Genomic DNA, 20,058 nt, shown 5'->3' on the forward strand with positions numbered 1-20,058 from the left:
ATATGGCGGATCTTTTCGAGACCACAGCACAAGACCAGCCACTGGCCGCGCGCATGCGGCCACGCACGCTGGATGAGTACGTCGGCCAGGCGCATCTGGTAGGCCCTCAGGGCCCGCTGCGGCGGGCAATGGCGGCTGGCCGGCTGCATTCCATGATCCTCTGGGGGCCGCCGGGTACCGGCAAGACCACACTCGCCGGTCTCCTGGCCGCCCAGAGTGACATGCATTTCGTGGCGCTTTCGGCCGTTTTCGCGGGCGTGAAGGAGGTGCGCTCGGCGATGGAGGAGGCGCGGGTCCGACGCGCCCAGGGCGGGCGTACCCTGCTTTTTGTCGATGAGGTGCATCGCTTCAACAAGGGCCAGCAGGATGCCTTTCTGCCCTATGTCGAGGACGGCACCGTCACCTTCGTGGGCGCGACCACCGAGAATCCCAGTTTCGAACTCAATAATGCACTGCTGTCGCGGGCGCGGGTCTATGTCCTCAAATCCCTGGGTCCGGAGGACCTGCGCGCCCTGCTGGACCGTGCCCTGGCGGATCCCGAGCGGGGCCTGGGCGACCAGAAGATCGAATTTCCCGAGCCCCTGCGCGATTTGCTGGTGCAGGCGGCGGACGGCGACGCCCGCCGGCTGTTGAACCTGCTCGACATCATCGTGCAGATGGCCAGTACCGATCCACAGGGCACCGCAAGGGTCGATGAAACCGCGCTGCAGGCCGCCCTCGGCAGTTCCCTGCGGCGTTTCGACAAGGGCGGCGAGGCCTTTTACGACCAGATCTCGGCCCTGCACAAGTCGGTCCGTGGCTCCGACCCGGATGCCGCGCTCTACTGGCTGGCGCGCATGCTCGATGGCGGGGTCGACCCGCTGTACCTTGGCAGACGGCTGGTGCGCATGGCCTCCGAAGACATCGGCAATGCCGATCCCCGCGCCCTGGAAATCGCGCTCGCCGCCAAGGATGTCTTTGACTATCTCGGCTCGCCGGAGGGCGAGCTGGCCCTGGCCCAGGCGGCGGTCTATCTGGCCACCGCGCCGAAAAGCAATGCCGTATATACCGCCTGGAAGGCGGCGCGGGCCGACGCCGGGCAGCACGGCAGTCTGGAGGTGCCGGTGCATCTGCGTAATGCCCCGACCAAGCTCATGCGCGAGCTTGGCTATGGCAAGGAATACCGCTACGATCACGATCATCCTCATGCTGTGGCGCCGGGCCAGGACTATTTTCCGCCGGAGCTGGGAGCAAGGCATTATTACCAGCCGGTCGAACGCGGCTACGAGCAGCGCATCGGCGAGCGCATGATCTGGGCGCGGCGCATTCGTGAGGGTGAACCAAAGTGATGCCCGCAGTGCTGGCGGTCGCTGCCGGCGGCGCCCTGGGCAGCGTGCTGCGCTATGGCACGACAATGTTGTTACAGGGCTGGCTGGGGCGTTTCTTCCCTTACGCCACCCTGTTCATCAATGTCTCGGGTTCCTTTCTGATGGGATTTCTCTTCGTGCTCACGCTCGATCGCGTCAGCATCGATCCCGCCTTGCGCGCCGGCATCCTGACCGGCGTGCTCGGCGGCTACACCACCTTTTCCACCTTCTCCATGGAAAGCCTCACGCTTCTGGAGGAGGGCGCCTGGCTGCGCGCTGGTTTATACTTGGGCCTGAGCCTGGTGCTGGGTTTGAGCGCGGCCTGGGCCGGCGCCACCCTGGCGCGGCAGTTCTAGGAGGCAGCATGGACAAGCCAGTCCGCTTCGTGCGTATCTACTTCAGCGAAACCGACCGGGGGCCGCGGGGCACGCTCAAGGAATACCTGTTCGAGCACCTGCGCCGCACCCATCAGGTCCATGGTGTGACCGTGTTCCGGGGCATCGCCGGCTTTGGCCAGAGTGGCGAGTCGCATGCCAGTGATCTTTTGCGCCTGAGCGCCGATCTGCCGCTGGTGCTGGAGTTTTTCGATGCGCCCGAGCGGGTCGAGGCCGCCCTGCAGGATATCCGCCCATTGATCAAGCCCGGCCACATGGTGAGCTGGGATGCCTTCTGCAACTGTTAAAGGGGAACCCGTGCTAGACCCGCAGACCTTACGCAGCAATCTGTCCTGGACCACTGAGCAGCTCGCCCGCCGGGGCTTCAGGCTGGATGCCAGTGCCGTTGAAGCACTCGACCAGCAACGCAAGTCCTTGCAGATGGATCTCGAGGCCCTGCAGGCCAGGCGCAACAGCGTCTCCAAGGCCGTGGGGCAGGCTAAGGCGCGTGGCGAGGACACGGCGCCGATCCTGGCGGAAGTGGCGGGCCTGGGCGAGACCATCAAGGAAAAGCAGGCAGCGCTCGAAGCCGTGCAGGCCGACTGGGACCAGATTCTCATGGGAACGCCCAACCTGCCGCACGAATCCGTGCCCGAGGGCAAAAGCGAGGAGGATAACGTCGAGATCCGCCGCTGGGGCGAGCCTGCCCGGCTGGATTTCGCGCCCAAGGATCACGTGGAGATCGGCGAGGGGCTCGGGATTCTGGATTTCGCTGCGGGCGCCAAGCTCGCTGGCGCGCGCTTTACCGTGTTGCGCGGCCTGGGAGCGCGGCTGGAGCGGGCGCTGACGCAGTTCATGCTGGATCTGCACAGCAGCGCGCACGGCTACACCGAGATCGCGCCGCCCTATATGGTCAACGCCGACAGCCTGCGTGGCACCGGGCAACTGCCCAAGTTCGAGGAAGATCTCTTCGCCCTGCGCGATGATCCCTATTACCTGATTCCCACCGCCGAGGTGCCGGTCACCAATCTGGTGCGCGGCGAGATCCTGTCGGCAGACCAATTACCGCTGCGCTACGTGGCCTATACGCCCTGCTTCCGGCGCGAGGCCGGGGCCTATGGCAAGGACGTGCGCGGCATGATCCGTCAGCATCAGTTTGACAAGGTGGAACTGGTGCAGGTGGTGCAGCCCGAGCAGTCCTATGCCGCGCTCGAAGAACTGCTTGGGCACGCCGAAACCGTGTTGCAGCGACTCGGGTTGCCTTACCGGGTCGTGGTGCTGTGCACCGGCGACATGGGCTTTTCCGCGGCCAAGACCTACGACATCGAGGTCTGGCTGCCGAGCCAGGGCAAGTACCGCGAGATCAGCAGCATCTCGAACTTCGAGGCCTTCCAGGCGCGGCGCATGCAGGCGCGCTTTCGCGGACCGGACGGCAAGCCGCAACTGGTGCATACCCTCAATGGTTCGGGCCTGGCCGTGGGCCGTACCCTGGTGGCCTTGCTGGAGAATTTCCAGGAAGCCGACGGCAGCGTGCGCATTCCCCAAGCCCTGCAGCCCTATCTGGGTGGCCTGGAGATCCTCCGGTGAGTGAGCCCTACCAACCGATTGCCTGCGCCTTTCACGAGCAACTTGAACTGGCCGCTCTCAAGCGCCAGCCCGTTATCCTGCATCTGCAGGACGGGCGCTCGCTGGCGGGAGTCATCGAGGATGTCTGGACGGCGCAGGGCGCGGAATATCTGCGCCTGAAAGCAGGAAACGAGCCAGTGACCTTGCGTCTGGATCTTCTGGCAAGGCTTGAAGAGGCTCTCTAAAAGAAATCCCGCCCAAAAGTCTACTGGCCGTCATCAAACAGTCACAATTTAATGTGACAATCCAGGCAATCCAACAAAAGGGGGATGCATGGAAGCCCAGCGGGAAATCACACCGTTTCGGGCCTTGCTGCTACAGCGCAAGCTGCACAGCGTCTTTCAGCCCATAGTCAGCATTACCGACCGCCAGGTGCTGGGCCTGGAAGCCTTCATTCGCGGGCCGAGGGGGCATCCACTGGAGCACCCTGCCGAACTCTTTGGCGCGGCCGAGCGCGAAGGACTTGGGTCTGAACTCGAACTGATGGCGCGCAGCACCACCCTGCTATGCTTTGCGGAGCTTGGGTTTCCCGGCAAGCTGTTTCTCAATATCAATCCCGCCTGCCTGATGCGCCAGGGCTTTGCCCTGGATGATCTGCTCTTCAGCCTGTCCGAACAGGATATCTCACCACGTCAGGTGGTGCTGGAATTGACCGAACATCAGCCGATCGAGGATTTCAGTGCCTTGGCGGCAGCCGTGAACTCCGTGCGCCAGCAGGGGCTGATGATCGCCATCGATGATCTCGGGGCCGGCCACGCCAGCATGCGGCTGCTGTGTGAACTCAAGCCTGATTTTCTCAAGATCGACAAATATTTCAGCCAGGGCATCGAACAGGAAGCCGTCAAGCGCAAGGTGGTGCGCGGGATTCTCGGGATGGCACGGGCCGTGGGGGCCCAGGTGGTTGCCGAAGGCGTGGAAACGCTTGAGCAGTTGCGGGTGTTGATGGACATGGGCGTGGACCACGTGCAGGGCTTTCTGCTGGCGCGCCCCGAGCGGGAACCGGTGCTGGAAAAGCTGAAGGGCTTTGCCTGGCCGGAGCCGCTCAACCTGCAGCCCTCCCGGGAGCTGACCTTTGGCAGTGCTGCCCTGCTGTTGCAGCAGGTGCCGACCTTTCCCGGCGAGATGCGTGCCAGCGAACTGCTGGACTACCTGGGACGGGACGAGAACCTGCCCACCGCCTTGCCGGTACTGCGTGGTGAGCAGCCGCTCGGGCTCATCTCCCGCGCGGATTTTCAGGAACGCATGTCGCGCCTGTATGCGCGGGAGCTGCTGGGGCGCAAGACCCTGGAAAACTTCGTCGCCTCGGATTCGCTGATCGTGGACAAGCATGAGTCGCTCGACATGATCAGCCATGAACTGACACGTCGGCACGAGTCGTCGTCCAGTCGTTATCCGCTCGATCACTTCCTGATAACCAGTCAGGGGCGCTACGCCGGCGTGGGCAGTACCCGCAATCTGTTGCGCAAGATCACGGAAGCCCAGATGGATCTGGCGCGTCATGCCAATCCCTTGTCTGGGCTGCCCGGCAACATCCCGATCCAGCGCCGCTTGAGCGATCAACTGGCCCAGCAGGTCGATTTCACCGTGGGATACTGTGATATCGACCAGTTTAAGCCCTTCAACGATGTGTACGGTTATGCCCGTGGCGATGAACTGCTCCGCGAACTGGCGCGCATCCTGATCCGGGTGACCGGTATCGATGTCAGCGCCCTGCATCAGGATACCCTGGACAATTTCGTCGGGCACATTGGCGGGGATGACTTCGTGCTCATCCTGTCGGGACTGAAGTATGAAGCCCTCTGGGATGAGATCCTGGATCGCTTTGCCCGCATGGCACCCAGCCTTTACGATCCAGTAGATCGGGAGGTCGGTGGCATCACCAGCGTGGATCGGCGCGGCATTGTGCAGTTCTTTCCCATTGCGAGCCTGTCGATTGGCGTAGTGCCCTGCCCGGTCGGGCGCTTTTCCCATCCCCAGGAAATTTCGCAGGCAGCCAGCATGGTCAAGAGCCAGGCCAAGAAGCTGCCGGGTAACTGTTACTTCATGGATCGCCGCGCACCTTAAAACGGTCTGGACTGCTCGGGCAAAGGCGGCGGCGTGGCGTCCAGCCTGAAAATGTCACGAAAGGCCACGTAAATGCTGACCAGCAGCAGCGGGCCGAGCAGGAGCCAGCCAAGGCCGAAGGGGATGCTGGCCAGCACCGCCAGTACCAGATACGCCAGGCTGAACACCAGAAAGGCCGGCCAGTTGGCAAGCACTGCGTAAAAACTCTCCTTGAGGGCCTCGACCGACGGCTTGCCGGCAAGCGCCACCAGCGGCACGGCAAAGTAAAAGGCCATGGCCAGCGGGATCAGGAGCAGCAGAAAGAACAATATGGCCCCGCCACCCAAGCCCATGATCATGTCTGGATCGAACATGGTGTTCGACCCGCCAAAATCTTCAGGCATGCCCCGGAATCCCATCAGGGCGCCGATGCCGAGCATCAACAGCATCGCTGCCAGGATCTGAATACCGAGCATGATCAGGCCCAGTATGGCGAGCGGCTTGAAAGGGGCCTGAAAGCCATCGAAAAGACGGCTGAACAGCGGCGTTCGCCCCTGGTCGAGATCGGCCAGGGTATAAAAGAACCCGGCCAGCAGGACAGGCCCGAAGATGGACGCCGCCAGGGAACCAAACAGCGGGAGCATGCTGGTCACAAAGCCCAATAGCAGAATCAGCAGGATCTGACCAAAGACCAGCAGGGGCGCGCGCATGAAAAGCCGCCAACTCTCCTTGAACCAGGCGACACCCTGACCTGTCTCTACCTTTCTGTAAGCCATGTTCTTATCCTTATTGGCGAGCCGATGACTGATTTTAGCCGCTTTGGGCCTGATCTGATAGGGACTGTGGACCGGGGCAGAGTGCCTGGGCTATCATTGGCGGCCATGGAGAGGTGGCAGAGTGGTCGATTGCGGCGGTCTTGAAAACCGTTGACCCGCAAGGGTCCGTGGGTTCGAATCCCACCCTCTCCGAATCCATTCCATCCAGTCGCCGCTTTCATCCCCGGGGGTGAATACCGATGCATGTCTCGAACCAGCCAGGCCGTTTTTGGGATTTCGTCGATGCCTGCTGGGAAACGGACATCCTGCCGCAACTCACCGAATACATCCGCATCCCCAACAAGTCACCCCATTTCGATCCGGACTGGAAGGCGCACGGCTACATGGACCGGGCCGTGGCGCTGGCGCGCGACTGGTGCCTGCGGCAAGCCATCCCGGGCATACAGGTCGAGGTACTGGAAGACCCCGGCCGCACGCCGCTGCTGTACATCGAGGTGCCGGGCAGCGGTAACGAGACCGTGCTGCTCTATGGTCATCTCGACAAGCAGCCGGAAATGAGCGGCTGGGCGCCGGAGCTGGGGCCCTGGACCCCGGTGCGGCGCGAGGAGCGGCTCTATGGCCGTGGTGGCGCCGATGACGGCTATGCCGTGTTCGCCTCGCTGACCGCCATCCGGGCCCTGCAGGAAGCAGGCTTTTCACATGCCCGCTGCGTCATCCTCATCGAGTGTTCCGAGGAAAGCGGCAGCCCCGACCTGCCGCATTACGTGGAAAAACTGAAAGCGCGCATCGGCAGTCCCGCGCTCGTCATCTGCCTTGATTCCGGCTGCGGCAATTACGAGCAGCTCTGGTGCACGACTTCCCTGCGGGGCCTGGTGGAAGGGCGTCTGCGGGTCGATGTGCTGCGCGAGGGGGCGCATTCGGGCAATGCCGGCGGCATCGTGCCATCGAGCTTTCGCATCATTCGCCAGTTGCTGGATCGCTTCGAGGATGTGCAGAGTGGTCGCGTTACCGATGCGAATTTCCAGGTGGAGATCCCGGCCGACCGGCTGCAACAGGCGCGCCTGGCGGCCGGCATACTTGGTGACGAGGTCGCGAATGCCTTTCCCTTCGTCGAGGGCGTGCAGCCGCAGGACAGTGATCCCTATGCGCTGATCCTCAATCGTACCTGGCGGGCGGCGCTGGCGGTGACCGGCGCCGAGGGCCTGCCGGCCATCAGCGATGCCGGCAATGTCCTGCGCCCCTATACCACGCTCAAGCTCGCCTGCCGCATGCCGCCCAGCGTCGATGCCGAGAAGGCGGCGGCACATCTGAAAACCCTGCTGGAAACTGACCCGCCCCATGGCGCCCAGGTGCATTTCGAAGTGGGTCAGGCCGCCAGCGGCTGGAATGCCCCGACACTGGCGCCCTGGCTTGCCGAGGCCATGGATCGCGCCTCGCAAGGCTACTTCGGCAAACCGGCGGCCTACATGGGCGAGGGCGGGACCATCCCCTTCATGGGCATGCTCGGCGCCATGTTTCCGGCGGCGCAGTTTCTGATCACCGGCGTGCTCGGTCCGGCATCCAATGCCCATGGCCCCAACGAGTTCCTGCATATCCCGACCGCCAAGCGCCTGACCTGCTGCGTGGCGGAGATTCTGACGGATTTTCCCAATAACTGATGATTGTTTCGGCAGTGTGGCCGGATGCTGACTGGATAGGGGACAAGCGAATGAGCAGCAAAACCATCGAAGAGCTGATTGGCAATACCCCCATGTGTCGGCTGCAGCGCCTGCCGCGCAACCCGAAGGTGGAGATCCTCGCCAAGCTCGAAGGCAATAATCCCGGTGGCTCGGTCAAGGACCGTCCGGCCATCAGCATGATCCGGCGCGCCCAAGAGCGCGGCGAGATCCGCCCCGGTGACCGTCTCATCGAACCCACCAGCGGCAATACCGGGATCGCGCTGGCCATGGCCGCGGCCATCCGGGGGCTCAAGATGACCCTGATCATGCCCGAGAACATGAGCATCGAGCGCCGTCAGGTCATGACCGCCTATGGCGCCGAGATCATCCTGACCCCGGCCCAGGCCAGCATGGAAGGCTCCATTGATCTGGCCAGAAAGATGGTGGCGGCAGGCGAGGGCATCATGCTCGACCAGTTTTCCAACCCGGACAATCCGCGTGCCCACTACGAGAGCACCGGGCCGGAAATCTGGCGCGATACCGCCGGGGAAATCAGCCATTTCGTTTCCAGCATGGGAACCACCGGCACCATCATGGGTACTTCCCGCTATTTGCGTGAAGTGAAGCCTGATATCCAGATCATCGGCGTGCATCCGGCCGAGGGCGCCAGGATTCCCGGCATTCGCCGCTGGCCCGAGGAATACCTGCCAAAGATCTATCACCCCGAAGAGGTGGACCGCATTCTCTCGGTGAGCCAGACGCAAGCCGAGGACACCACCCGCCGTCTGGCTCGCGAGGAAGGTATCTTCGCCGGCATTTCCTCGGGTGGGGCGGTGCATGCCGCCCTGCAACTGGCCGATGAACTCGACAGCGGCCTGATCGTGGTCATCATTTGCGACCGCGGCGATCGTTATCTCTCCACCGGGGTCTTTCCCGCCTGAAGCCGCCGTTTCATTTTGGGCGCGCGCTGGGTGGCCTGGTCCTGCTGGCAGGGCTGAGCGCGCCGAGCGCGGCCATCAATGTCCTCTCGCTGGATCTCGAACGGCTCGATGGGCCGGGCTGGACTGCCCGTAATATTCACGGCCGGCTGTTGCCCGCCGGCAAGGCCCTGTCCCTGCAACTATCCATCCGTGAACTGAAGCTCCCGGCCCCGCTGGGCAGCCTTCGAGATGTAAAGCTCAACTGCCCGCAAGCCCAATATCGGCCGGATTATCAGTGTGCCGGCGGGAACTTCACGGCCCTGAGCGAGCGCCTGGGCCCGCTGGCGGGACAGTTCTCCGGCAATTATGCGAGTGCTGAGCAACGCGGCAGCGGCAGCATTACCCTGAAACTTGCGGGGGGCAATCAGCTTGATCTGAAGCTGGCTTTGAACGGACCTGATATTCAGGTGCAGGGCCAGGGATTGATCAGTGATCTGCGTCCCTGGCGCGATCAGTTGCCCGCCATGCTGGTGAATGTGCCAGCCACGCAGCCCCTGACGGTCAACTTCAAGGGTGGCTACCAACTCTCTGATAAGAAAGGCAATCTGGTTGCCACTGCAAGCTCCCGCGCGGGGGATCGGCTTCATCTGCGCGCACAGGGGCAGGCGACCCAATGGCGCTGGGCGGGAGAGGCCATCCTGCCAAAGCTCGCGACCTGGCAACCACTGATTAAGGCCTGGCCCAAGGGCTGGACGGCTGATGGCGCCCTGCAATTTGCCTTCGCTGGCGAGCAAACGCGCGACGCCCTCCACATGAAAGTCGACGCGAGTCTGAAAAACGCCCGGTTCAGTGATCCCAGTGGTCTGAAGGCCGCCGAGAATCTGCAGTTTTCCGCCAGTTCGCAGATCAGTCGCGCAACAGGTGGGCCCTGGCGGCAAACCATGCTGCTGCAATGGGAAAAAGGCGAACTGCTGTTTGATCCCTGGTATGGCCAGGCTGGCGTAGAACCGGTGCAATTGCGCTATGCGGGTGCCTGGCGCCCGGGGGGAGCGCTGGTGCTGGAGCAGGGCGGGCTGGACTGGCCATCGATTGGCAGCCTGCAATTCCAGGCCAGGCTCAGGCCCCAGGCGCTGCGCCAGAGCGACATTCATGTGTCCGGGGAAAATATCAATATAACAACGGCATACGAGCAGATTCTCCAGCCATTCCTCAAGAGTCAAACCCTGCTTGGCAATCTGGAAAGTCGCGGAAAATTGAGTTTTTCAACGGAGATCCAGCAGGGCCGCGCGCAGGCCTTGATGCTGCGGCTGGCGGGCCTGGATCTGCGCGATCAGGCGAATCGCTTCATGGCCGAGGATCTCAACGCGCAATTGGACTGGCGCCGGGATGGTCAGCCCCGGCCCCTGCATCTGGGCTGGCGGCAACTCGGATTCTATCGTCTGCAGCTTGGACCGACGGCGCTGGACGCCACCATGCGGGATGACCAGCTTGCGCTGGATCGCCCAGCCGTGATCCCGTTTCTGGATGGCCAGATCCGCATTGATACCTTGCGGGCCAATCACCTTCTGAGCGATCCGCAATGGCGGCTGAGCACAGTGCTGAGCCCGGTATCCATGACAGCACTGACCAAAAAACTCGGCTGGCCGGTGTTCGGTGGGCAGTTCTCCGCCGAGATCCCGGACCTGCGCTACCAGGCCGGCGAATTGCAGTTGGGCGGCGCCTTGTGGGTAGCGGCCTTTGACGGGCAGATCCGGGTCCGGGATCTGCATGTCAGTGAGCCCTTTGGCGCCTTGCCGGTGCTGACGGCCAAGCTGGACTTCCAGAGGCTCAACCTTGAGAAGTTCACCCAAGCCTTTGACTTTGGGCGGATTACTGGTGCCCTGAGTGGGCAGGTGCAGGACCTTCGGCTGGAAAACTGGGAGCCGGCGTCGTTTCAGGCCGCCTTTCGCAATGTGCCAACACCGGGCATTCGTCAACGCATCAGTCAGCGTGCCGTTGAGAACCTCACCCGACTGGGTGGCGGTGGGGCGGCTGCGGCGCTGCAGCGCAGTTTTCTGCGCCTGTTCAAGGAGTTTGGCTATGCGGATCTTGGCCTGCAGGTGCGGCTACAGGGCGAGCGGGCCTTGCTCGATGGCGTGGCGCCAGCGCGCCAGGGCTTCTATATATTACGAGGCAAGGGCTTGCCACGGGTGGACATCATCGGCTACAACCGCGAGGTGGACTGGCAGGACTTCGTCACCCGCGTGCAGGAAGCCGTGCAGCGAGGCGGCGCGAAGGTACAATAATCCGGCTTCATGGGTCGGAATCGTTCGAATTCAAAGGAGTTGACATGCGTGTGCATCCGCTTTGGGCCATGCCGGTGCTGGCCCTGACCAGTACCGCCTGCGTGACGGTAAACATCTATTTCCCTGCTGCCGCCGCCGAGAAGGTGGCCGACAGGATCGTGCAGGAGGTCTACAAGGCGGGTGCGGTGAACAAAAACTCCCAGCCTGGCCAGCCAAAGCCCGCGGAGCCCGCGCCGGGACAAGTGCCGCCGCAAAGCGCGCTGCCGCATGTGGAGCTGCTGGCCCAAGCGCTGCTGACTTCTGCTTTCTCGGCCATCAGTGGTTCGGCCGAGGCGGTGGAAGCGAATCTGGATATTGAATCGCCGGCCATCCGCAAGTTGCGGCAGAGTCTCGAAGCGCGTGCCACCCAGTTGCAGCCCTTGCTGGCCAGCGGTGCGCTTGGCCTGAGCAATGACGGGCTGGTGGTCGTTCGCGACGCCACCAAGCTGCCGCTGGCGCAACGCGCCCAGGCCAATGCCCTGGTGCAGGCGGAGAACGCCGATCGGCGCCAGCTTTACCAGGCCATTGCCACGGCCAACGGCCACCCGGAGTGGGCGGGCGATATTCAGCGCACCTTTGCGGCGAGCTGGATCAAGAATGCCCAGAGCGGCTGGTGGGTGCAGTCGCCGGACGGTGCCTGGAAGCAGAAATAAGCGCATGGATCTCGGTAAGGTCCTTGTTTTCGACATCGAAACGGTGCCCGATGTCGAGAGCTGTCGCGCCATCGAGAATCTCGGGGATCTGGGCGACGAGGAAGTCGCGGAGCTGATGATCCATCAGCGCCTGGCCCAGACCCAGGGCGGCTCGGATTTCATCCGCTCGTATCTGCACCGGATCGTGGCCATCAGCGTGGTATTTCGCGGGGATCATCTGGACGGCGGCATCAAGGTCCGCTCGCTTTGTGATGCGGGAGATCCGGAGGAACTGCTGGTCAGGGGCTTTTTCCAGCTCATCGACCGCCATGTGCCGGTGCTGGTGTCCTGGAACGGCTGCGGTTTTGACCTGCCGGTCCTGCATTACCGGGCGCTCCTGCATGGCGTGAGCTCGCGCTGTTACTGGGAGCAGGGCGAAAGCCGCCAGGATTTCCGGTACAATAATTATTTGAATCGCTATCACCTTCGCCATCTTGATCTGATGGACATCCTCTCGGGCTTTCAGAGCCGGGCGGTGGCGCCCTTGCAGGACATTGCGGTGATGCTGGGCCTGCCTGGCAAGCTCGGCATGCATGGGGGCGAGGTGTGGACGCAGTATCGGGCGGGCAACATCGAGGGCATCCGCCGTTACTGTGAGGTGGACGTGATCAACACCTATCTGGTCTATCTGCGCTGGGAGCTCAGCCGAGGTCGCCTGAGCCCGGCGCAATACGCTAATGAACAAGCCCGGTTGCGTGTCTGTCTGGAATCCCAGGCTGACAGTGCGCCGCATTTCCGCGAATTTCTTGACCTATGGGCGGGTGAAGCGCCCGCTGCCTGAGTATGAAAAAACCCCCAAAGAAGCTACTGGATCTCTTTACCGCTGACATTACCAATCTCGATGCCGAGGGGCGCGGCATCGCCCGGGTCGAGGGTAAGGTCGTGTTCGTCGAGGGTGCCCTGCCCGGCGAGCAGGTGCGGGCCCGGCGTACCCGGGTTGGCCCGCAGTTCGATCAGGCGGAACTCGATGCGGTGCTGGAGCCTTCCGCGCTGCGAACCACAGCACCCTGCGCACACTTTGGCTACTGCGGCGGCTGCAGCATGCAGCACCTGGAGCCGGGTGGGCAGGTGGCGGTCAAGCAACGCATCCTGGAAGACAGCCTGGCACGCATCGGCAAGGTCAAGGCCGAGCGGATTTTGCCGCCCATCGCCGGACCGAGCCAGGGCTATCGCAGTCGCGCGCGCCTGTCGGTGCGTCGCCTGAAAAACAAGGGCGTGCTGGTGGGCTTCAATGAGAAAGGCACGAGCTTTGTTGCCGACATACAGCACTGCGTGGTGCTGGATCCGCGTGTGGACCGGCTTTTGTTGCCGCTAAGGGAACTGGTCAGTGGTCTGAGCGTGCGGGATCGCGTCCCGCAGGTCGAGGTCGCCACCAGTCCTGAGAGTGTCGTCTTGCTGTTTCGCCATCTCGAGCCTTTCAGCGCCGCCGATCTCGAACATTTACAGGCCTTCGCCGACCGGCATCAGGTGCAGGTCTGGTCCCAGTCCGGCGGCCCGAAGACAGTCACACCGCTGTTTCCCGCCCAGCCGCAAGCCCTGCGTTATCGTCTGCCGGAGTATGATCTGGCCTTTCGTTTTGGCCCGACGAACTTCATCCAGATCAATCAGGCCATGAACCAGATCATGGTGCGCCGGGCCATGAATCTGCTTGAGCCAAAGCCTGGCGAGCGGGTGCTGGATCTTTTCTGTGGTCTGGGTAATTTCAGCCTGCCGATCGCACGGCTTGGCGCGGAGGTGCTGGGCGTGGAGGGCGATGCCGACCTGGTGCGTCTTGCCCAGGAGAATGCCGCGGAAAACGGCTTGAGCGAGCTGGCCCGATTCCTTGCGGCGGATCTGGCCAAGCTGAACCAGCAAGTGGTGCGCGACTGGGGACGCTTTGACAAGATCCTCATCGACCCGCCGCGCACCGGGGCCATCGAGATCATCAGGTTGCTGCCGGTGCTCAAGGCGCGGCGCATCGTTTATGTGTCCTGTAGCCCGGCCACCCTGGCGCGCGATGCCGGCGTGCTGGTGCATGAGCAGGGCTATCGCTTGCGCGCGGCCGGCATTTTCAACATGTTTCCGCATACCGCGCACGTGGAATCCATCGCGCTTTTCGAACGCCCGTGAGGCACTGGCTGCTGCCGCTGCTTGCGCTTGGTCTGCTGACCGGCGCCTGCGGCAAAGAGCAAGCAGCCACACCGGCCATCCGCATGGGGCTGGCGCAGGCTGTCATCACGCTGGACCCGCGCTATTCCACCGATGCCAATTCCGCGCGCATCAACCGGCTGCTTTATCAGCGACTGGTGGACATCGACGCACAATACCGCCCAAAAGGTGAACTGGCCCAAGGCTGGGTGCTGCTGAGCCCCACGCATTATCGCTTCCAGTTGCGCCCGGCGCGCTTCAGTGACGGTAGTATACTGACCGCGCGCGACGTGCTCGCCACCTATCAAAGCATTTTGGCAGCAAACAGCCGCTCACCGCTCAAGGGGCAGCTCGAAGTCGTTGAAAGCATCTCGGCGCCGGACGAGAGCCATGTCGATTTCACTTTAAAGCGCCCCGATCCGCTGTTTCCCATGCGTCTGAATGTCGGCATCCTGCCGGCGCAGGGGGTTGCCAGCGGGCGGGTGTTTTCGAAAAGCCCTCTGGGCAGCGGACCGTTTCGCCTTGTGGCCTGGCCCAGCCCAGAGCGGGTAATTCTGGAGCGCCGCCGCGACGGGCGGCAATTCGAGTTCCTGACCGTCAGCGACCCGACCGTGCGCGCGCTCAAGCTGCAGCGTGGCGAGATCGATCTTTTGCAGAATGATCTGCCGGTGGAATTGCTGCGCTACCTTGAGCAAAAGGGCATGCAGGTGGAGCATGGGCCCGGCAGCCGTTACAGCTATCTGGGATTCAATCTGCGCGATCCGCTACTGTCGCGGCTACCGGTGCGCGAGGCCATCAGTCTGGCCATTGACCGCGAGAGTCTGACGCACTATCTCTTTGCAGATTACGCCCGCCCCGCCTGGGGGCCCATGCCGCTGGGCCACTGGGCGGGCCCGCTATCAGGTCAAGTACCGGTATATGATCCGGCCCGCGCCCTGCTCGATGCGGCAGGGCTCAAGGACCCGGATGGCCCCGGGCCACGCCCGCGTTTCGCGTTGGTATACAAAACGAGCACCGATCCATTGCGTCTGCGCGTGGCCACTGTGCTGCAATCACAGCTTGCACAAATTGGCGTGCAGTTGCACATTCGCAGCCTCGACTGGGGCACTTTTTATGGGGATGTGAAGGCCGGCCGCTTTCAGCTTTACAGCCTGTTCTGGGTGGGCATCGAGTCGCCGGATTTCTATCGCGAGGCTTATCACAGCCAGTCCGTGCCGCCCAAGGGCGCGAACCGCGGGCAGCTTCGTGATCCTCAACTTGATGCAAACATCGAGCAGGCCCTGGCGCAGAATCCCCAGAGCACGGCGGCTTACCAGGCCGTGCAGGCCCGCCTGCAGGCGGTTCAGGCCTATGCGCCGCTGTGGTTCGAGGACAATGTGGCGGTGCTGCGGCCGGGTCTGCGCCATTACAGCATCAACATGCAGGGCGATTTTGACGGGCTGATTACCTTGGACGATGAGCATGCACATTGAAGTCTCCAGCCGTGAGCAGCGGCTTTCCCTGTGGGGTGAGGATCGGCGTCTGGCCGATTACCCGATTTCGACCGCGATAAGGGGCATGGGAGAAGCCAGGGGCAGCTATCAGACACCGCGTGGCGCGCACTATGTGCGGGCGCGGATCGGCAGCGGTCTTCCGCTCGGTGCCGTGCTGGTGGGTCGTCGCTGGACCGGCGAGATCTATACGCCGGCGCTTGGCCGGGCGCATCCGGGGCGCGACTGGATCCTGACGCGCATCCTCTGGCTCTGTGGCCTGGAGCCCGGGCGCAATCGCGGCGGCAATGTCGACACCTTTCGCCGCTATATCTACATTCACGGCACGCCGGATCTCAACCTGCTCGGCCAACCCGCTTCGCATGGCTGCGTGCGCATGGACTCGCGGGACGTGCTGGATCTCTATGATCGCGTGGCGCCCGGCACGCTCGTGCAGATCGACTAGGCTTTCATGCTGAAATTTCTGCTCAGTCGGCTGGCGAGCGCCGGCATCGTCATCCTGGGCGTGGTGAGTCTGGTTTTCCTGCTGATCCACCTGATTCCCGGCGACCCGGTGGACGCCATGCTGGGCGAGAGCGCCGCCAGCACCGACCGCGCCGCATTGCGACAAGCGCTTGGTCTCGATCAGCCCCTGTATGTCCAGTATTTCCAGTATCTCGATGGCTTGATGCAGCTTGATCTGGGCCGATCCCTGAGCCAGGATGCAAGTGTTACCAGTCTTTTGCTGCAACGCCTGCCGGCCACCATCGAGCTTGCGGCTGTGGCCCTGTTGCTCGCGCTGCTGATTGCGCTGCCCCTGGGCGTGCTCGCGGCCTTGCGCCAGGACAGCGCCTGGGATCGGGGCAGCATGCTGCTGGCACTGGCCGGGGTGAGCATACCGAGCTTCTGGCTCGGGCCGCTCCTGATCCTGCTTTTTGCCGTCATGCTTGGCTGGCTGCCGGTCAGTGGCCGGGAGAATCCCACCTCCGTGATCCTGCCGGCCCTGACGCTTGGGCTTGGCATGGCGGCGATCCTGGCGCGCATGGTGCGGGCCAGCCTGCTGGAAGTGCTCGGGCAGGACTACATCCGCACGGCCCGCGCCAAGGGATTGCCGGGGGCGCAGGTCATCGGCCAGCACGCGTTGCGTAACGCCTTTCTGCCAGTGCTGACCGTGCTTGGCCTGCAACTTGGCACCCTGCTCGGCGGCGCGGTGATCACCGAGGTGGTATTCAGCTGGCCGGGGCTCGGCAGCCTCATCATCGATGCCATCCAGAGCCGCGATTATCCCCTGGCGCAGGGTGGCGTGCTGCTCATCAGCATCAGCTACGTGCTGGTCAATACGGTCACAGATATCGCGGCCGGTCTGCTGGATCCGCGCGTGCGCCGGGCGTTGCGCACATGAGACGTGGCTGGCTTTCAGCGGGATGGCTCGGCTTGCTAGCCCTGGCGGCCCTGCTCGCACCCCTCTGGACCCAGGCCGCCATGCAGGTGCGACTGGAGCACATTCTGTCCACGCCGGCGCTGGGGCAGGGCGTGGCCGGCTGGCTGGGCCATGACGAACTGGGCCGGCCGTTGCTGCCGAGGCTCTTGCTCGGGGCGCGAACCTCGCTCCTGGTCGGCCTGGTTGCCGCCCTGAGTTCGGCCATCGTCGGCACCCTGATCGGCATGCTGGCCGGCTACTGGGGAGGGCGTCTCGATCACCTGCTGGTGCGCGTGATGGACGTATTCCTGGCCTTTCCGGGCATCCTGCTGGCCATCGCCCTGGCGGGCATTCTCGGGCCGGGCATCAATAACGTCATCATCGCCCTGACGGTGATGGGCTGGGTCGGCTTTGCGCGGCTGGCGCGGGCCCAGACCCTGGCCATGCGCCATCGCGAACATGTCGCCGCCGCCCTGACCCTTGGCGTGGGCCGCGTGCGCATCCTGCTGCACCATGTGCTGCCCCTGATTCTTGCTCCGCTGACGGTCGAGGCGAGTTTCGCCGTGGCCGGCGCGGTGCTGAGCGAGGCGGGGCTGTCCTTCCTTGGGCTCGGGGTGCAGCCGCCTGCGGCGTCCTGGGGGCAGATGATTCGCGAGGGCACCCGGTATATGCTGGTGGCCCCGCACCTGGTGCTTTTTCCCGGCCTTTTACTGATGAGCGTGGTGCTGGCCGCCAATATTCTCGGAGACGTCCTGCGTGACCGGCTGGACGTGAACCGGATTCCTTAAACGGAGTGTTTATGTCTGTTTCCCTGCCGCTTGGACCCATCATGGCCGATGTCGCCGGCCTGTCCCTGAGCGCCGAAGAGCGCGAACGCCTGCTGCACCCCATGCTCGGCGGCATCATCCTCTTCGGGCGCAACTGCGAAACGCCTGAACAGGTCGTGGCCCTCGTGGCCGAAATCAAGTCCCTGCGCAGTCCCTCCCTGCTGGTCGGCATCGATCAGGAAGGCGGGCGGGTGCAGCGGCTGCGTGCCGGCGTCACCCGCCTGCCCGCCATGGCGCGTCTGGGCGAGGTATTCGATCGGGATGCCGCTCAGGGGCTGGAACTCGCGCAACAGACGGGGCAGCTGCTGGGTATGGAAATGCGGAGTCTCGGGATTGATCTGAGTTTCGCGCCGGTGCTGGATCTCGGGCTCGGGGTATCGAGCGTGATCGGTGACCGCGCCTTCCACCATGATCCGCTTGCCATCGGCCAGTTGGCCACGGCGTTTTGGCAGGGCATGGCGGCGGCCGGCCTGCGGGGCGTGGGCAAGCACTTTCCGGGGCATGGCAGCACCGCGCCGGATTCGCATGTCGCCATTCCCGTGGATGATCGCCCACTGGAGAGCATCACCGCGCAGGACCTGCCGCCCTTTCAGGCACTGATTGGGGCCGGCATTCCGGGCATCATGCCGGCGCACGTCATCTATCCACAAATCGACAAGCAACCAGCCGGCTTCTCGCGCTTCTGGCTGCAGGACATGCTGCGCGGAAAGCTGGGTTTTCAGGGATGCATCTTCAGCGATGATCTGTCCATGGCTGGTGCTGGCGTGGTGGGCGGACCGGCCGAGCGGGTGCGCGCCGCCCTGGAGGCCGGTGCGGATGTGGCGCTGGTCTGCAATGACCCATCAGCCGCCCTGGAAGCTCTGGAGGCGGCGGAAAATATGCGGCTGGCGGTCAATGCCGGGCGGCTGGAAGGCATGCGCGGGCGGGGCGAAAGCGAGTGGCCCTCTCTGCTCGCGGTCAGGGATTATCAGGCACTGCGCGCCCGGATCGAAGCCCTGGCTTAAGCGATCCGCACCATGTTCCGGCGGCTGTCCGGGATGCGGCTGATCAATCTGTCGTTCTGCACGAAGCCCAGACCCAGGCAGATACCCTCATGGAAGATGGCGACCTGGCCCTTCTCGGCGCCCGAGTAGGGGATTTCGCCGGCATCCAGCAGTTGCTGGACGATAGCCGCAGAATCCGGCAGGTCCACGCGGCGTTTGCGGACCCAGGGCGAGGCCCACTGCAAAAACACGCTGGTGACCTTGCTGAAGCGGCCATCCGGATGTAGGCGCGCCATGCGGATGCCGCTGCGCTGGCCAATCCTTGCGATCTCCTTGCACTGATCCGGGCTGACGATCCAGAGATCCTTGTCCAGCACATAACGGTAATTATTGAGCTGGCCCATTGGCAGCCCGTATTCCGTCTCCATGCGGTGTAAAATATCACGGATTTCCGGGGCATCGGCCGAGAGCAGGCGCATGGTCGGGCGCAAGGGGTTGGGGCGGGGTCTGGCGATTGCAATTCCCTGACCAGCCTTCTTGCGAAACGCCGCAATAAAAAAGCCCTGCGCGGCATTGTCCGGCGGAAACACCCGCGCGCATCCCGCCACGCGATCATCCAGCCTCAAACCATCCACCTCGGTCCAGCCGGGTTCGATCACCAGCCCCGGCAGCTCGGGCAGGGCTTCCAGTTCCAGAGGCAGGTTCTTGAGCGCCCAGTCCACCCGCAGCTCGTTTTCCGCAGGCGTTAATGTGCAGGTGGAATAGACCAGCCGCCCGCCGGGTCGCAGGGCCTTGACCGCCGAGTGAAAGAGCTTTTCCTGCACCCGCACCAGCCGCACCACCTCACCCTGGTTCCACCAGTTCATCACCTCGGGCTGACTGCCGATGATGCCAAGCGCCGAGCAAGGCGCATCCAGCAGCACGCGATCAAAGCTATCTGGCAGCAGTCGGCCCAGGCGCTCCCCATCAAACTGGCTTTGCGTGACATTGATGCTGCCCAGGCGATCCAGATTGAAGGCCAAGGCACGCACCCGGCCCAATGACACGTCATTGGCGAGCAGCACGCCTTGGTCCTGCATGGCCTGGCTGATCTGGGTGGTCTTGGAGCCGGGCGCGGCACACATGTCGAGCACACGCTCGCCGGGCTGCGGGTCCAGCACCCGCACTGGCGCAAAGGAACTCAGGTCCTGCAGATAAAAAAGTCCCATGGCGTGTTCCAACAGGCCGCCGGGATTGGCGCCCGCGGGCGTATAACTGAACAGGGCGGGATCCATGCCGGACGGATGCAACGTGATGCCACGTTTTGCCAGCCGGCTGATCAAGGCCTCCACCCTGATGCGGTGGGTATTCACCCGGATCAGGGTCTGGGTGGGCTGACCGGCACAGGCGAGGTATTCGCCGGCGCGCGCACCAAAGTAGCGGGCCGCGAAATCCAGGAGGTCCTGGCTGGGAGTAAATTGTCTGCTCATGAAA

The 20,058-nt window shown here is 63.5% G+C and carries 19 protein-coding genes and 1 tRNA gene; 18 read left to right on the forward strand and 2 right to left on the reverse strand.

What is annotated here, in order from left to right; all coding sequences use genetic code 11:
* Positions 1–2: 2 nt before the first annotated feature.
* From WOB96_RS00335 to WOB96_RS00360, 6 genes are all read left to right on the forward strand, one after another.
* Entirely contained in the window at positions 3–1,328 is a 1,326-nt protein-coding gene (locus WOB96_RS00335; RefSeq protein ID WP_341369268.1) for a replication-associated recombination protein A, read from the forward strand.
* Positions 1,328–1,702: a fluoride efflux transporter CrcB gene (crcB, locus tag WOB96_RS00340; protein WP_341369269.1), complete on the forward strand. Its 375-nt coding sequence runs from the start codon at positions 1,328–1,330 to the stop codon at positions 1,700–1,702. Before WOB96_RS00335 ends, crcB begins: the two co-directional genes overlap by 1 nt.
* A gap of 8 nt (positions 1,703–1,710) precedes the next feature.
* Positions 1,711–2,028, forward strand: coding sequence for a DUF190 domain-containing protein (locus WOB96_RS00345; RefSeq protein WP_341369270.1), 318 nt, complete (start codon positions 1,711–1,713; stop codon positions 2,026–2,028).
* A 10-nt stretch (positions 2,029–2,038) separates the two neighbouring features.
* Entirely contained in the window at positions 2,039–3,307 is a 1,269-nt protein-coding gene (serS, locus tag WOB96_RS00350) for a serine--tRNA ligase (RefSeq protein ID WP_341369271.1), read from the forward strand.
* Positions 3,304–3,531 carry a Rho-binding antiterminator gene (locus tag WOB96_RS00355; RefSeq protein WP_341369272.1) on the forward strand — a complete coding sequence of 76 codons (228 nt, stop codon included), beginning with the start codon at positions 3,304–3,306 and terminating at the stop codon, positions 3,529–3,531. The genes serS and WOB96_RS00355 overlap by 4 nt, the downstream gene beginning before the upstream one ends.
* An 88-nt stretch (positions 3,532–3,619) precedes the next feature.
* Complete coding sequence (locus tag WOB96_RS00360) at positions 3,620–5,410, forward strand: bifunctional diguanylate cyclase/phosphodiesterase (protein ID WP_341369273.1); 1,791 nt, start codon at positions 3,620–3,622, stop codon at positions 5,408–5,410.
* On the opposite strand, the gene WOB96_RS00365 is transcribed toward WOB96_RS00360, so the two are convergent.
* Positions 5,407–6,165 carry a BPSS1780 family membrane protein gene (locus WOB96_RS00365; RefSeq protein WP_341369274.1) on the reverse strand — a complete coding sequence of 253 codons (759 nt, stop codon included), beginning with the start codon at positions 6,163–6,165 and terminating at the stop codon, positions 5,407–5,409. The genes WOB96_RS00360 and WOB96_RS00365 overlap by 4 nt on opposite strands.
* Positions 6,166–6,272: 107 nt before the next feature.
* Between WOB96_RS00365 and WOB96_RS00370 the strand changes: the two genes are divergently transcribed.
* From WOB96_RS00370 to nagZ, 12 genes are all read left to right on the forward strand, one after another.
* Positions 6,273–6,357, forward strand: a tRNA-Ser gene (locus WOB96_RS00370).
* A 47-nt stretch (positions 6,358–6,404) separates the two neighbouring features.
* A complete protein-coding gene (locus WOB96_RS00375) occupies positions 6,405–7,823 on the forward strand; it encodes a M20 family metallopeptidase (protein WP_341369275.1) in 1,419 nt (472 codons plus the stop codon).
* A 50-nt stretch (positions 7,824–7,873) separates the two neighbouring features.
* On the forward strand, positions 7,874–8,764 hold the full coding sequence (cysM, locus tag WOB96_RS00380) for a cysteine synthase CysM (protein ID WP_341369276.1): 891 nt from the start codon (positions 7,874–7,876) through the stop codon (positions 8,762–8,764).
* Positions 8,716–11,028, forward strand: coding sequence for a translocation/assembly module TamB domain-containing protein (locus tag WOB96_RS00385; RefSeq protein WP_341369277.1), 2,313 nt, complete (start codon positions 8,716–8,718; stop codon positions 11,026–11,028). Before cysM ends, WOB96_RS00385 begins: the two co-directional genes overlap by 49 nt.
* A 44-nt stretch (positions 11,029–11,072) precedes the next feature.
* Positions 11,073–11,720, forward strand: a complete 648-nt coding sequence (locus WOB96_RS00390; RefSeq protein WP_341369278.1) for a YdbL family probable chaperone protein — start codon at positions 11,073–11,075, stop codon at positions 11,718–11,720.
* Between the two features lie 4 nt (positions 11,721–11,724).
* Positions 11,725–12,540 (forward strand): 3'-5' exonuclease, encoded by an 816-nt coding sequence (locus WOB96_RS00395; RefSeq protein ID WP_341369279.1) that lies wholly within the window; start codon positions 11,725–11,727, stop codon positions 12,538–12,540.
* Between the two features lie 2 nt (positions 12,541–12,542).
* A complete protein-coding gene (gene rlmD, locus WOB96_RS00400; protein WP_341369280.1) occupies positions 12,543–13,868 on the forward strand; it encodes a 23S rRNA (uracil(1939)-C(5))-methyltransferase RlmD in 1,326 nt (441 codons plus the stop codon).
* On the forward strand, positions 13,865–15,358 hold the full coding sequence (locus WOB96_RS00405; RefSeq protein ID WP_341369281.1) for an ABC transporter substrate-binding protein: 1,494 nt from the start codon (positions 13,865–13,867) through the stop codon (positions 15,356–15,358). Before rlmD ends, WOB96_RS00405 begins: the two co-directional genes overlap by 4 nt.
* Entirely contained in the window at positions 15,348–15,821 is a 474-nt protein-coding gene (locus tag WOB96_RS00410; protein WP_341369282.1) for a L,D-transpeptidase family protein, read from the forward strand. The genes WOB96_RS00405 and WOB96_RS00410 overlap by 11 nt, the downstream gene beginning before the upstream one ends.
* 6 nt (positions 15,822–15,827) lie before the next feature.
* The gene (gene nikB, locus WOB96_RS00415) at positions 15,828–16,757 is read left to right on the forward strand and encodes a nickel ABC transporter permease (protein ID WP_341369283.1); all 930 of its coding nucleotides are present in this window, start codon (positions 15,828–15,830) and stop codon (positions 16,755–16,757) included.
* Complete coding sequence (locus WOB96_RS00420) at positions 16,754–17,563, forward strand: ABC transporter permease (protein ID WP_341369284.1); 810 nt, start codon at positions 16,754–16,756, stop codon at positions 17,561–17,563. Before nikB ends, WOB96_RS00420 begins: the two co-directional genes overlap by 4 nt.
* Before the next feature lie 11 nt (positions 17,564–17,574).
* Entirely contained in the window at positions 17,575–18,606 is a 1,032-nt protein-coding gene (gene nagZ / locus WOB96_RS00425) for a beta-N-acetylhexosaminidase (RefSeq protein ID WP_341369285.1), read from the forward strand.
* Here the strand turns inward: nagZ and WOB96_RS00430 are convergent.
* Positions 18,603–20,054, reverse strand: a complete 1,452-nt coding sequence (locus tag WOB96_RS00430; protein ID WP_341369286.1) for an NOL1/NOP2/sun family putative RNA methylase — start codon at positions 20,052–20,054, stop codon at positions 18,603–18,605. The genes nagZ and WOB96_RS00430 overlap by 4 nt on opposite strands.
* Positions 20,055–20,058: the final 4 nt, after the last annotated feature.

Source organism: Thermithiobacillus plumbiphilus, from assembly GCF_038070005.1.
Taxonomy (GTDB): Bacteria; Pseudomonadota; Gammaproteobacteria; order Acidithiobacillales; family Thermithiobacillaceae; genus JBBPCO01.